The 12909-nt window shown below is 65.9% G+C and carries 14 protein-coding genes; 3 read left to right on the forward strand and 11 right to left on the reverse strand.

The features are described from left to right. Nucleotides 1-160 precede the first annotated feature (160 nt). A complete protein-coding gene (locus BST40_RS12160; protein WP_089025111.1) occupies nt 161-1555 on the reverse strand; it encodes a glycine--tRNA ligase in 1395 nt (464 codons plus the stop codon). Nucleotides 1556-1744: 189 nt separating this feature from the next. On the opposite strand from BST40_RS12160, the gene BST40_RS12165 reads away from it, so the two are divergent. Both BST40_RS12165 and BST40_RS12170 read left to right on the forward strand, forming a co-directional pair. Next, nucleotides 1745-2137 (forward strand): ArsR/SmtB family transcription factor, encoded by a 393-nt coding sequence (locus tag BST40_RS12165; protein WP_075548039.1) that lies wholly within the window; start codon nt 1745-1747, stop codon nt 2135-2137. Continuing rightward, entirely contained in the window at nt 2134-2526 is a 393-nt protein-coding gene (locus tag BST40_RS12170; protein ID WP_075548040.1) for a Fur family transcriptional regulator, read from the forward strand. The genes BST40_RS12165 and BST40_RS12170 overlap by 4 nt, the downstream gene beginning before the upstream one ends. Before the next feature lie 29 nt (nt 2527-2555). On the opposite strand, the gene BST40_RS12175 is transcribed toward BST40_RS12170, so the two are convergent. The 3 genes from BST40_RS12175 to recO are packed head-to-tail and all read right to left on the reverse strand — an operon-like array spanning nt 2556 to nt 4685. After that, complete coding sequence (locus BST40_RS12175) at nt 2556-3002, reverse strand: hypothetical protein (protein WP_075548041.1); 447 nt, start codon at nt 3000-3002, stop codon at nt 2556-2558. Continuing rightward, nucleotides 3002-3895 carry a decaprenyl diphosphate synthase gene (locus tag BST40_RS12180; protein WP_083154382.1) on the reverse strand — a complete coding sequence of 298 codons (894 nt, stop codon included), beginning with the start codon at nt 3893-3895 and terminating at the stop codon, nt 3002-3004. Before BST40_RS12180 ends, BST40_RS12175 begins: the two co-directional genes overlap by 1 nt. Then, nucleotides 3888-4685 carry a DNA repair protein RecO gene (gene recO / locus BST40_RS12185; RefSeq protein WP_075548043.1) on the reverse strand — a complete coding sequence of 266 codons (798 nt, stop codon included), beginning with the start codon at nt 4683-4685 and terminating at the stop codon, nt 3888-3890. Before recO ends, BST40_RS12180 begins: the two co-directional genes overlap by 8 nt. Nucleotides 4686-4746: 61 nt before the next feature. Here recO and BST40_RS12190 point away from each other — a divergent pair, with 61 nt between their 5' ends. After that, nucleotides 4747-6246, forward strand: coding sequence for an amidase (locus BST40_RS12190; protein ID WP_075548044.1), 1500 nt, complete (start codon nt 4747-4749; stop codon nt 6244-6246). Nucleotides 6247-6267: 21 nt separating this feature from the next. Here the strand turns inward: BST40_RS12190 and era are convergent, their stop codons facing one another. The 7 genes from era to BST40_RS12225 all read right to left on the reverse strand — a co-directional run bounded on the left by era (nt 6268) and on the right by BST40_RS12225 (nt 12900). Continuing rightward, complete coding sequence (gene era / locus BST40_RS12195) at nt 6268-7179, reverse strand: GTPase Era (protein WP_075548045.1); 912 nt, start codon at nt 7177-7179, stop codon at nt 6268-6270. Next, nucleotides 7176-7496 carry a cytidine deaminase gene (locus BST40_RS12200; protein WP_075548073.1) on the reverse strand — a complete coding sequence of 107 codons (321 nt, stop codon included), beginning with the start codon at nt 7494-7496 and terminating at the stop codon, nt 7176-7178. Before BST40_RS12200 ends, era begins: the two co-directional genes overlap by 4 nt. Beyond that, the gene (locus BST40_RS12205) at nt 7489-8820 is read right to left on the reverse strand and encodes a hemolysin family protein (protein ID WP_075548046.1); all 1332 of its coding nucleotides are present in this window, start codon (nt 8818-8820) and stop codon (nt 7489-7491) included. The genes BST40_RS12200 and BST40_RS12205 overlap by 8 nt, the downstream gene beginning before the upstream one ends. Further along, nucleotides 8817-9353, reverse strand: a complete 537-nt coding sequence (gene ybeY / locus BST40_RS12210) for an rRNA maturation RNase YbeY (protein WP_075548047.1) — start codon at nt 9351-9353, stop codon at nt 8817-8819. The genes BST40_RS12205 and ybeY overlap by 4 nt, the downstream gene beginning before the upstream one ends. A gap of 51 nt (nt 9354-9404) precedes the next feature. Beyond that, entirely contained in the window at nt 9405-10454 is a 1050-nt protein-coding gene (locus BST40_RS12215) for a PhoH family protein (protein WP_036392639.1), read from the reverse strand. A 143-nt stretch (nt 10455-10597) separates the two neighbouring features. Then, on the reverse strand, nt 10598-12043 hold the full coding sequence (locus BST40_RS12220) for a cytochrome P450 (RefSeq protein ID WP_083154384.1): 1446 nt from the start codon (nt 12041-12043) through the stop codon (nt 10598-10600). Nucleotides 12044-12108: 65 nt separating this feature from the next. Next, nucleotides 12109-12900: a phthiotriol/phenolphthiotriol dimycocerosates methyltransferase gene (locus BST40_RS12225; RefSeq protein WP_075548048.1), complete on the reverse strand. Its 792-nt coding sequence runs from the start codon at nt 12898-12900 to the stop codon at nt 12109-12111. Between the last annotated feature and the right edge of the window lie 9 nt (nt 12901-12909).

Below are 12909 nucleotides of genomic sequence, written 5' to 3' on the forward strand. Positions count from 1 at the left end.
CCACCCACCCGTGTGGACCCCCCAACCACCACGAGAAAAGGGCTTCGCCGCGGTATGGGATGCGAACCATGTCTTTGTAGCTCGTTTGACGCAGCGGCGGGTACGCCGCGGGCGCCGCTAACACGCAGCAAACAGTCGGCGCCGGTGAAATCCGGGTGCGCTAGCAGCAGCCCTTGAGCCGGACCGCTAGATAATCGGCGACCTTGTCGATCGCGATCCGTTCTTGGGTCATGGCATCGCGCTCGCGCACCGTGACGGCGTTGTCCTCGAGCGAGTCGAAGTCCACCGTCACACAGAAAGGAGTCCCGATCTCGTCCTGGCGCCGGTAGCGACGCCCGATGGCGCCCGCATCGTCGAAGTCGATGTTCCAGCAACTGCGCAACTCGGCGGCGAGGTCGCGGGCCTTGGGGCTCAAATCCGCATGGCGGGACAACGGCAGCACCGCGGCCTTGACCGGGGCCAGCCGCGGATCCAGTCGCAGCACCGTCCGCTTCTCCATCGCGCCCTTGGCATTCGGGGCCTCGTCCTCGCTGTAGGCGTCGATCAAGAAGGCCATGAACGACCGGGTCAGGCCCGCTGCCGGTTCGATGACATAGGGCGTATACCGAGTGTCGTTGACCTGGTCATAGAAGTTCAGATCGGTGCCGGAATGCTGTGAATGTGTCGACAAGTCGAAGTCGGTGCGGTTGGCGACACCTTCCAGCTCACCCCATGGATTGCCGAGGAAGCCGAATTTGTACTCGATGTCGACGGTGCGGTCGGAGTAGTGCGACAGCTTCTCCTTCGGGTGCTCCCACAGCCGCAGGTTCTGCGGATCGATGCCCAGGTCGACATACCACTGCAACCGGGTGTCGATCCAATACTGGTGCCATTTTTTGGCGGTCGACGGCTCGACGAAGAACTCCATCTCCATCTGCTCGAACTCGCGGGTGCGGAAGATGAAGTTGCCGGGGGTGATCTCGTTGCGGAAGCTCTTGCCGATCTGGCCGATGCCGAACGGCGGCTTCTTGCGGGACGTCGTCACAACGTTGGCAAAGTTGATGAAGATGCCCTGCGCGGTTTCCGGCCGCAGATAGTGCAACCCCTCCTCGGTCTCGATAGGTCCAAGGTAGGTCTTGAGCATCATGTTGAATTCGCGCGGCTCGGTCCACTGGCCGGGCTCGCCGGTGTCCGGGTCGCGAATGTCGGCCAGCCCGTTGGGCGGCGGATGCCCGTGTTTGGCTTCGTAGGCTTCGATCAGATGGTCGGCCCGGTAGCGCTTGTGCGTGATCAGCGACTCGACCAGCGGGTCGTGGAAGACCTCGACATGGCCTGAGGCAACCCATACCTCACGCGGCAAAATGATCGACGAATCGATACCCACGACGTCGTCGCGGCCGGTGACCACCGACCGCCACCACTGCCGTTTGATGTTCTCTTTGAGTTCCACCCCCAGTGGACCGTAGTCCCACGCCGACTTTGTACCGCCGTAGATTTCACCAGACGGATAGACGAAGCCACGCCGTTTGGCCAGGTTCACCACCGTGTCGATGACAGACGCCACGTGGTACCGCACTCCCTTCCCGAATCGGGCAACTGCATGCAGCGGGTAATCACTGCGCACAAACCTCAGTCATGGTAGCGATCGGCGGCGGTTCTTTGACATGCACCATCACGCATGTGACAGTGGAGGACAGCCGCAGGTGTCCGCGATCCTTTCGCGACAAGCGGCCCTTCTGCCGGTACGTCTCGAGGTGGTTCAGATATGGCGACGTCCCCCGCTACGCCTGTCGCCGTCGACGACCTGGTCGGTCATCATGAGCACGGCGCCCGCAGCTCCTCGGGACATCCTGGCTCCCCCGCACCCCCACCGCGGGAAATTCTCGACGCCGCCGGCGAGTTGCTGCGTGCACTGGCCGCACCGGTACGCATCGCCATCGTGCTGCAATTGCGCGAATCGCAACGTTGCGTGCATGAACTGGTCGATGCGCTGGGTGTACCGCAACCGCTGGTCAGTCAGCATTTGAAGATCCTCAAGGCAGCGGGCGTCGTCACCGGGGAGCGGTCGGGCCGGGAAGTGCTGTACCGGCTTGCCGATCATCACCTCGCGCATATCGTCGTCGACGCGGTCGCCCATGCCGGTGAGGAGTCGCCGTGACCGGACCCAGTGTCCGGTCCACCCGCCAGCGGGCGGCGATCTCGACGCTGCTGGAGACGGTCGATGATTTCCGGTCGGCACAGGAATTGCACGACGAACTACGCCGCCGCGGCGAAAACATCGGCCTGACCACCGTCTATCGCACCCTGCAGTCGATGGCCGCCGCAGGCGTCGTCGACACGCTGCGCACCGACACCGGTGAGTCGGTCTACCGCCGCTGCTCGGAACATCATCACCACCATCTGGTGTGCCGCAGTTGCGGCTCCACCATCGAGGTGGCCGACCACGAAGTGGAGGTCTGGGCCGCGGAAGTGGCTGCCCGGCACGGCTTTTCCGATGTCAGCCACACCATCGAAATCTTCGGCAACTGCGCAGACTGCCGGGCCTGACATTCGAAGCGCCGACGTCGATCCCGGCGTCAGGGAGCCCCGGCGAGCAACGCTTCGCGTACCTGGACGCCGGTGTCGAGCACCAGCAGGATCAGGGTGCGCAGCGCGTCGTCGCTCAGCCCGGCGCCGGGAAAGTTGTACCGCAGCATCACATCCGCGGTTTTGGACGCTGTCTTGGCTACCGTCGTGGCCGTCTGGGCCGCACCCTTGGGCGTGGTCTTCTCCAGCACGGTGACCGCGCCGAAGTTGACGTCGCGCGCTTGCTTGGCCGCCCGATCGCGAATCTTCCTGTTCAGCGGCAGGTCCCACGCCAATATCTGGGTGAGCGACACCAACTCGAGGCCCTCGACGATGCTCACCACCCGCAACGACGCGAACGTGCCGTTATGACGGACCGTCAACGCGCCGTCGAGTTCCTGCTCGACGGAAAGAACGTCGCGCAGAATCGATGCCAGCCGCTGCTGCAGTGAGGGCACTAGGCGCTCCCGAACCGTCGATTTCGGGAAGCGTACTCCTCGCAGGCCGCCCACAAGTCGCGGCGGTCGTAGTCGGGCCACAACTTGTCCTGGAATATGTACTCGGCGTAAGCGGCCTGCCACAGCATGAAATTGCTGGACCGCTGCTCCCCCGAGGTCCGCAGAAACAGGTCGACGTCGGGGATGTCGGGGCGCTGCATGTACCGGGAGATGGTGGACTCGCTGATCCGCTCCGGGTTCAATCGGCCGGCTGCCACGTCGCGCGCGATTTGCCTTGTGGCGTCGGCAATTTCGGTGCGTCCACCGTAGTTGACGCAGTAGTTGATGGTGATGACGTCGTTGTACTTCGTCATCTGCTCGGCCACCGCCAGTTCGTTGATGACGCTGCGCCACAGCCGCGGCCGTGAGCCCACCCACCGGATCCGCACCCCCATCTCCTTGAGGTTCTCCCGGCGTCGTCGCACCACATCGCGGTTGAAACCCATCAGGAAGCGGACCTCCTCGGCCGAACGCTTCCAATTTTCGGTGGAAAAAGCATAGAGGCTCAGCCACTTGATTCCGAGTTCTATTGCACCGCAAGCGATGTCGATCACCACCGCCTCGCCCATCTTGTGCCCCTCGGTGCGGCGCAGGCCACGCTGGGTGGCCCAGCGGCCGTTTCCGTCCATCACGATGGCGACATGATTGGGCAACCGGTCGGCAGGAATTCGGGGCGCAGCCGCCTTCGAGATGTGCTGCGGCGGCCGGCGCGGACCGCCGTCGGGCGACGGCGGCAATGCCGGGAAGACAACCGGCCACGTCGAGGTGTCGGGAAAGGTCGGATAGTCATCCGGTGCGGGGGGCAGCTGTGGGAAGTCGGTGGACGTCAGCACTCGTTCGGCCTTCTTAGCCACACTCACCTACCTGTCTGATCAGCGCGGCGCGACGCTCGGCAATGGTGTGATCGATCCGATAGGTCCGCTCCACCAGCGGTAACGTCTTGAGCTGACGTTCCAGGTGCCATTGCAGGTGCGCGGCCACCAACCCGCTGACGTAGCCGCGATGCGATTGCGGCGCCTGCTCGGCGGCCTCCCAATCGCCGTCGTGCAGGGCCGACATCAACTCCAGCACACCCAACGGCGGTGTCGTCGCACCGGCGGGACGGCAGTGCGCGCAGACACTGCCCCCGGCGGCAATGTGAAACGCCCGATGCGGCCCGGGTGCGGCGCAGCGAGCGCATTCGGTCAGTGCCGGCGCCCAGCCGGCGATACCCATAGCACGGAGCAGATAGGCGTCCAACAGCAGGTCGCGAGGACGACGTCCCTCGGCGACCGCCCGCAACGCGCCCACCGTGAGCCGGTGCAGGGCCGGGACGGGCGCCCGCTCTTCACCGGCAAGGCGTTCGGCGGTTTCCAGCATCGCGCAGCCGCAGGTGTAGCGGCCGTAGTCGTTGACGATGTCGGTGGCGAAGGCATCGATGGAGACGACCTGGGTGACGATGTCGAGGTTGCGGCCGGGATGCAGTTGCGCGTCGATGTGCGCGAACGGCTCCAGCCGGGCACCGAATTTGCTGCGGGTGCGACGTACCCCTTTGGCCACCGCACGAACCAGCCCGTGGTCGCGGGTCAGCAGGGTGACGATCCGGTCGGCTTCGCCGAGCTTGTGCTGGCGCAGCACAACAGCCCGGTCTCGATATAGCCGCATCCCCATAGTTTCGCACCCCGGCGCGACATCGCGGGTATCCGCGCCGATAGTCTCGTACCCCGTGGTTGGCGCTTCTGAGTCCGCTTCCGGGGCCGTTTCCGGGTCCGGTAACCAGCGCCTGCCCACCTTGACCGATCTTCTCTATCAGCTGGCCAACGGCTCGGTGACCTCCGTCGAGCTGGTAGGCCGATCCCTGCGCGAGATTCAGGCGAGCCAGTCCACGTTGAACGCATTCCGGGTGGTCCTCACCGAGTCGGCGGTGGCCGACGCGGCCGCGGCAGACCGGCGACGGGCTGCCGGCGACACCGGGCCGCTGCTGGGCATCCCGATCGCGGTCAAAGACGACGTCGACGTTGCTGGAGTGCCCACCGCCTACGGCACCGAGGGGTATGTCGCTCCCGCCACCGCGGATTCGGAGGTCGTCCGGCGGCTCAAGGCGGCAGGGGCGGTGATCGTCGGCAAAACCAACACGTGTGAGCTGGGTCAGTGGCCGTTCACCAGCGGGCCCGGGTTCGGACACACCCGCAACCCGTGGGCGCGCCGGCATACCCCGGGCGGATCGTCGGGCGGCAGCGCGGCCGCGGTGGCCGCGGGCCTGGTCACCGCGGCAATCGGCTCCGACGGGGCCGGCAGCATCCGGGTTCCCGCGGCGTGGACCCACTTGGTGGGCATCAAACCGCAGCGTGGCCGCATCTCCACCTGGCCGCTGCCGGAGGCGTTCAACGGCATCACGGTCAACGGCGTGCTGGCCCGCACGGTGGCCGACGCGGCGCTGGTGCTGGATGCGGCGTCGGGCAATGTCGAGGGTGATCTACACCGGCCGCCGCCGGTGACCGCATCCGACTACGTCGGCATCGCCCCCGGCCCGCTGAAGATCGCCCTGTCAACCCGAGCCCCGTTCAACGGTTTTCGGGCGAAGTTGGATCCGGAGATCCTGGCCGCGACGCGTCAGGTGGGCGAACAGCTTCAGCTGCTCGGCCATACCGTGGTACGCGGTAACCCCGACTACAGCGTGCAGATGTCGTGGGATTTTCTTGCCCGCTCCACCGCCGGATTGTGGGAGTGGGCCCAGCGGCTGGGTGACGGCGTCACGCTGGACCCGCGCACGGTGTCCAATCTGCGCACCGGACACATGCTTTCCCAGGCCATCCTGCGCAGCGCGCGGCGCCACGAAGCCGCCGCGCAGCGTCGCGTGGGCTCGATCTTCGACATCGTCGACGTGGTGCTGGCACCGACTACCGCACAACCCCCGCCCTTGGCCCGCGCGTTCGACCAGCTGGGCGGGCTGGCCACCGACCGCGCCATCATCGCGGCGTGCCCCTATACCTGGCCGTGGAATCTACTGGGCTGGCCCGCCATCAACGTGCCCGCGGGGTTCACCGTCGAGGGCCTGCCGATCGGTGTCCAACTCATGGGACCGGCCAACAGCGAAGGCATGCTGATCTCGCTGGCCGCCGAGTTGGAAGCCGTCAGCGGCTGGGCGGCCAAGCAGCCGACGGTCTGGTGGGACGAGGGCACCGAAACTCCCGCCCCGCACAGCGTCCGGCCGCCACAGCGTTAGCAGCGCTGATCCGTTCGCCGTTCAAAAGCCCAGCCGGCCAAGCTGTTTAGGGTCGCGCTGCCAGTTCTTTGCGACCTTGACGCGCAGGTCCAGATAGACCTTGGTCCCCAGCAGCTTCTCGATCTGACCGCGGGCCGCGGTGCCCACCTGTCGCAGTCGGGCGCCGCCCTTGCCGATGACGATCCCCTTCTGGCTGTCCCGCTCGACATACAACACCGCGTGCACGTCGATCAGGTCGTCGCGTCCGTCGCGGGGGCTGACGTCGTCGATAACCACGGCCAGCGAATGGGGCAGTTCGTCATGGACACCCTCCAAGGCGGCCTCGCGGATGAACTCCGCCATCAGGACCTCTTCGGGTTCGTCGGTCAGCTCACCGTCGGGGTAGTACGCCGGGCCGGGCGGCAAAGCCCCGGCCAGCACGTCGACCAGCACGTCGACCTGCGCGCCGGTCAGGGCCGACACCGGGACGATTTCGGTTGACCCGGGCAGGTTTTCCACCAGCTCGCCGACCGCCACCAGCTGCGCCGCCACCCGCTCCTTGGGCACCTTGTCGATCTTGGTGACGATGACGGCCAGGGTTGTGCCGGGTGCCACGGAGCGAATCTGTTCGAGGATCCACCGGTCACCCGGTCCGATCGCTTCGTCGGCCGGAATACACAGTCCGATCACGTCGACCTCGGCGTAGGTGGCCCGGACCAGGTCGTTGAGCCGCTTGCCCAGCAGCGTCCGCGGCCGGTGCAGGCCGGGCGTGTCGACCAGGATGATCTGGAAGTTCTCTCGATGCACGATCCCGCGGATGGTGTGCCGAGTGGTCTGCGGCCGCATCGACGTGATCGCGACTTTGGCACCCACCAGCGCATTGGTCAGCGTTGACTTTCCGGTGTTCGGCCGTCCGACCAAACAGACGAAGCCGGAACGGAATTCGGCCGTCATAACGGGGTTTCGGCGCGGTCGGTGACGATCACCAACGCCATCGGCGACAGTTCGCGTAAGGCCGCGATGCCCGGATCGTCGACGGATCCGGCGACCAGCGCGGCAGCCTGCAGACCGATCGCCCCGCTGGATACGGCAGCAGCCACCGCCGCCTGCAATCCGGTCAGCCGTAGCGCCGACAAGTTCACCGGTACGCCCACATAGGTGCGCCCGTCGCGGTCGCGTACCGCCGCCCCGCTGTCGGCCTCGGCCCGCGCCATGGCCGCCCGCGCCAGCACCACCAGCTTGGCGTCTTCAGGATCCGCCGGCTCAGCCATCGGAATCACCTTCACCCCGGCGGTCCCCGGAGCCGTCGATTGCTACGGTTTCGCCCAGCTCTACGGGGCTCACCAAGACGGTGCCGATGCGCATCCGGCCGCGGTGGTCGCGGCCCCCCTCAGCCTGCAGGCGCAGACCATGGGATACCACCTCGGCACCGGGCAGCGGAACGCGGCCCAATTCCAAAGCCAGCAAACCGCCTACGGTGTCGACGTCGAGGTCGCCATCGAATTCCATGCCGTACAACTCACCCACATCCTCGATCGGCAGCCGCGCCGACACCCGAAATCGTTTGTCACCCAGATCTTCTACCGGCGCCGTCTCGGCCTCGTCGTACTCGTCGGCGATCTCACCGACGATTTCCTCCAGCACGTCTTCGATACTGACCAAGCCGGCGATGGCGCCATATTCGTCGACCAGCAGCGCCATATGGTTGCGGTCGCGCTGCATCTCCCGCAGCAACGCGTCCAGCGGCTTGGAGTCCGGCACGAACACCGCCGGGCGCATGACGTCCGCCACGGTGCTTTCCCGACCGCTGTCAGGCGAGAAGAAGGTCTGGCGCACAAGGTCTTTCAGGTACACCACGCCAAGAATGTCGTCGACGTTCTCGCCGATCACCGGAATGCGGGAATGGCCGCTGCGCACGGCCAGGTTCATCGCTTGAGCCGGTGATTTGTCCCCCTCGATCCAGATCATCTCGGTGCGCGGCACCATCACCTCGCGGGCGGGGGTGTCGCCGAGTTCGAAGACCGACTCGATCATCTTGCGTTCGTCGGCGGCGACCACGCCGCGCTGCTGCGCCAGGTCGACGACTTCGCGCAGCTCAACCTCGGAGGCGAACGGCCCGTTGCGAAACCCACGGCCCGGGGTGAGCGCGTTGCCCAGCAGCACCAGCAACCGGCTGATCGGCATCAACAGCCATGAAATCACCTGCAACGGAACGGCGGTGGCCAGCGCGATGGAATAGGCATGCTGGCGGCCGAGCGTGCGCGGACCCACACCGATAACGACGAAGCTGGTCACCACCATGACGGCCGCGGCCACGAACAACCCGCCGTTGAGGTTCAGATTGTGCCGGAAAAACACCACCAGGAACGCGGTGGCGGTGATCTCACACACGATCCGCAGCAGCACCACCAAGTTGATGTAGCGCGGCCGTTCGACCATCACCTTGAGCAGTGCCACCGCTCCCGGCCGGGCCTCGCGCACCAGCTCCTGCACACGGGCCAGCGACACCGTGCTGAAGGCGGCGTCCAGCGCCGCGAATACACCGCCGAGTCCGATCAACACGATCGCACCGAGCAGCTGAGCAAGACCGGTCACGACTCGTCGAAGTACCTGGACTTGTCCAGCAGCCGGCGATCTCGTTCATGTTGGCGGTCGTGCTGGTAAGCCTCGACCTGGGCGGCCACCCACTCTTCCAGCAACCGCTGCTGCAGGGCGAACATCTCCCGCTCCTCGTCCGGCTCACCGTGGTCGTAGCCGAGCAGATGCAGCACGCCGTGGATTGTCAACAGCGCCAGCTCATGTCCGAGGCTGTGGCCCGCCGCGGCCGCCTGCTCCGCCGCGAACTCCGGGCACAGCACGATATCGCCGAGCATCGCCGGGCCGGGCTCGGGCGCGTCGGGGCGCCCCCCGGGCTCTAGCTCGTCCATCGGAAAGCTCATCACATCAGTCGGCCCGGGCAGATCCATCCAGCGCATGTGCAGGTCGGCCATCGCGGCGGTGTCCAGCAACACCATCGACAACTCCGCGCCCGGGTTGACATCCATCTTGTCGATGACAAATCGCGCGACGCTGACCAGCTCGGTCTCGGAGACGTCGATGCCCGACTCGTTGGATACTTCAATGCTCATAGATGCTCATAGATGCTCATAAGATTGCTCACGAGAGTTCTCACGCACTCATCATCGACGACCACGCGCGCCGGAGGCCCGCCGAGCCGCCCGGTTCATCCCGGAGCCGGGTTCCTCGGACCGGGCGTAGGCTTCGACGATCTCCGAGACCAGTCGGTGACGCACCACGTCCACGCTGGTCAGCTCCGCGATGTGAATGTCGTCGATGTCCTCGAGGATGTCGACCGCGGCCCGCAGGCCGGACTTGGCGCCGCCTGGCAGGTCGATCTGGGTGACGTCCCCGGTGACGACGACTTTCGACCCGAACCCCAAGCGGGTGAGGAACATTTTCATCTGCTCGGCGGTGGTGTTCTGCGCCTCGTCGAGCACGATGAAGGCGTCGTTCAAGGTGCGGCCACGCATATACGCCAGTGGCGCCACCTCGATAACCCCGGCGGTCATCAGCTTCGGGATCAGCTCGGGATCCATCATGTCGTACAGCGCGTCATACAGCGGCCGCAGGTACGGGTCGATCTTCTCGCTCAGCGTGCCGGGCAGAAACCCAAGGCGCTCACCGGCTTCCACCGCCGGACGGGTCAAGATGATGCGGGTGACCTGCTTGGTCTGCAATGCATGCACCGCCTTGGCCATCGCCAGATAGGTCTTCCCGGTGCCGGCCGGGCCGATCCCGAACACGATGGTGTTGGCATCGATGGCGTCGACATAGCGCTTCTGGTTGAGCGTCTTGGGCCGGATCGTCTTGCCGCGGCGCGACAAGATGTCGAGGGTGAGCACTTCGGCCGGCGACTCGTTGCCCGCGCCGAGCAGCATGGCGACGCTGTGACGCACCACCTCCGGCGTCAACGACTGTCCCCCGGCAACAATCGCGACCAGTTCGGAAATTGCGCGTTCGGCCAGCGCCACATCGGCCGGTTCGCCGGAAAGCGTCACCGAATTGCCACGCACATGCAACCCGGCGGTCAGGGTGCGTTCCAGCGCGCGCAGGTTTTCGTCTGCCGATCCGAGTAAGCCCACGACCAAATCAGGCGGAACATCGATGCTGCTGCGAACCTGAGATGAAGCCGGTAAGGCGTCAGCAGCCTTGGTTTCGCGGGGCGTCACGTGGTTTCTGATGCCTACTTTCTGGGTTCGCGGGCAACGACAGCCGGTAGTCAAGTCTACCGCCGGGTGCGCCTCGCGGGCCTGGTCCAGTCGAAATGCCGCCCGGGAACCGACGCCCCTGAACAGTAAGGGCGCCCGGGCCGCTAGATCCGTTGCGCGGCGACGGGCACCTTGGTGACCACCGCCGGCACGCCACCCTTGACCGGCCACGGGAGCGCAGGGTCGTGTTCGGGCGCCCAACCGGCGTGGAGCTGTATCCGGAACCGCTGATGAACCTGGGCGAGAAACAATTGGGCCTCCAGGTAACCCATGGCCGCACCGAAGCAGCGGTGCGGCCCGGCGCCGAAGGGCAGGAAAGCCAGATTCGGCCGGGCGGCGACGATCTCCTTGTCGTAGAACCGGATCGGCTCATAACTCTCGGCGTCGGGTCCCCACCAGCGTGGATCGCGCTGCAGCGCGTAGATCGGCAAGCCGATCAGGGTGCCGCGGCGGATCCGGTAGCCACCGATGACGTCGTCGATCATGGCGAACCGCGGCTGCAACAACAGGCCCTGCAGGCGCTGCCCCTCGTCAAAACACGCCTTGGCCCACTCGAGGCGGTCAAGGTCGGCGTAGCCGGGCAATGCTCCGCCGAGTTGGTCGACCTCGTCATACAGTCGCTGCTGCGCCTGCGGATTCTGCGGAAGCAGCGCCAGCGTCCAGGCCAATGCGGCGACCACGGTTTCATAACCGCCGCCGATCAGCATGATCGCTTCGGTGAGCACGTCACGCCGGCTGATGGGTGTGCCATCCTCGTAGCGCGCGTCCAGAAGTATCTGCAGTAGGTCGTCGTGGGAACGGGAGTCGGCCAGCCTTTCCTCGACCCGCCGCTGCACCCAGCGCCGCATCCGCAACCACGCTTGCACGGGGTTGCCGTCTCCCGGCAGCACCCGCGGCGCAGCTCCGAGCAGCAGCGGTGACGACGCGCTCTGCATCAGCGTGCGGACGTCGACGTCGAGCCGATGCAACTCGGCATCGGAGAGCCCCGTCGTGAACATCGCACGCATGAACGCCGGAATCACCACGCCGTTGATCTCGTGCTGCAGATCGATCGGTTCGCCGGTCTGCGCGAACCGCTCCCATTTGGTCAGGCGGTTGGCGAATTCGTCGGCGACGGTGGCGGCGACCCGGCTCAGCTGTTGGCGGCCCATCATCGGTGTCAGCGGCTTGCGCCGGCGGCGAAACTCGGCGCCCTCCATCATCTGCATGGAAGCGCCCAGCACTTTTTTCGCCGCACCCGCGGCGGGGCCGATCAGGCTGTACTCGCCGTCGCGGTGGCTCATGACGTGACGCACGTGGTCGGGATGATTCAGGACCACCACGTCGTACAGCGGCAACGGCAGCCGGTAGATGTCGCCGTAGGTCGTCCCCAGCTGGCGCAGGTATGCGAATGGGTCGGACTTGAGTTCGGGAAGGACCCCGACGAAGGGCCGCCCGCGCGGGCCGGGCGGTCGCGGCGCTCGATGGTGGCGCCGCGCACCCAGCGCGTCACGCGCGCGGCCGACCGGGTTTCGAGTGACCCAGAAGGTGTCTCGTTTGGTCGTTGTCATGGACTACATCTCCAACGGACTCGCCGGCGCCGGTCGCCGGCACGGATATCGAAAGACGGGACGACTCACTCGTTTTCGAAGCAATACAGCCGATACGAGCTCTCGCCGTTCTGCAGCCCGCGACAGATCTTGGCGTTCGACGCCGCTACGGCGTCGCGGACCAGGCCACGGAACAGAGCCGGGGTACGTCGAGTGAACATGTTCTGCGAGCGCGGCAGGCTCTTTTCCAGCCCGCGCACCACCTGCTCGTTGATGATCTCTTTGGAACGCATCCGCAGCGGCGCGTCGGCTAACTCGGCCTCCCACTCGGCGACGTGGTCGCTGTGCCGGACGTCGGCGTAGAGCAGCTGCCCGCCCGGGCGCAGCACCCGCGCGACTTCGGTGAGAAATCGGGGCACCGACGGATAGCAATGCGAGGCTTCGATATTGACGACGACATGGAAGGAATTGTCGGGGAACGGCAGGTTCTGGGCGTCCCCCTGGACGAAGTCCAGCCCTGGTAGCCGATGGGTGCTGCGGCAGACCTCGATGCCGGCGGGGTTGAGGTCCAGGCCAATGTAGGAGGCCGGGTGCAGCGTACGCATCAGGTAGGAGGCTCCGCCGCCGTGGCCGCAGCTCACCTCCAGCACCTGCTTTCCGGCGATATCGGCCTGGGTTGCCGTGCGATGGTAGAGCTGAATGCAATACCGGTCCGGCTCGTCCGACTCCGACAGCGGGATGGCCATCGGCGGGTCTTCCTCGTAGCCAAGATTCAGCAACGCCACGTCGTCGGCGCCGTGGCGGGTGATGAAGGGGTAGTAGTACTTGGCGAAGACTCTCCAGGCAGGGGTCGACACCAGTCTGGTTGCAAGGCCCATGGTTCTGGT

This window comes from Mycobacterium persicum, from assembly GCF_002086675.1.
Taxonomy (GTDB): Bacteria; Actinomycetota; Actinomycetes; order Mycobacteriales; family Mycobacteriaceae; genus Mycobacterium; species Mycobacterium persicum.

Coding starts and splice junctions, on each gene's coding strand:
- BST40_RS12165 (WP_075548039.1), top strand. CDS start 1,745: ATGGCGACGTCCCCCGCTACGCCTGTCGCCGTCGACGACCTGGTCGGT.
- recO (WP_075548043.1), bottom strand. CDS start 4,685: ATGCGGCTATATCGAGACCGGGCTGTTGTGCTGCGCCAGCACAAGCTC.
- era (WP_075548045.1), bottom strand. CDS start 7,179: ATGACGGCCGAATTCCGTTCCGGCTTCGTCTGTTTGGTCGGACGGCCG.
- BST40_RS12200 (WP_075548073.1), bottom strand. CDS start 7,496: ATGGCTGAGCCGGCGGATCCTGAAGACGCCAAGCTGGTGGTGCTGGCG.
- ybeY (WP_075548047.1), bottom strand. CDS start 9,353: ATGAGCATTGAAGTATCCAACGAGTCGGGCATCGACGTCTCCGAGACC.
- BST40_RS12220 (WP_083154384.1), bottom strand. CDS start 12,043: ATGACAACGACCAAACGAGACACCTTCTGGGTCACTCGAAACCCGGTC.
- BST40_RS12225 (WP_075548048.1), bottom strand. CDS start 12,900: ATGGGCCTTGCAACCAGACTGGTGTCGACCCCTGCCTGGAGAGTCTTC.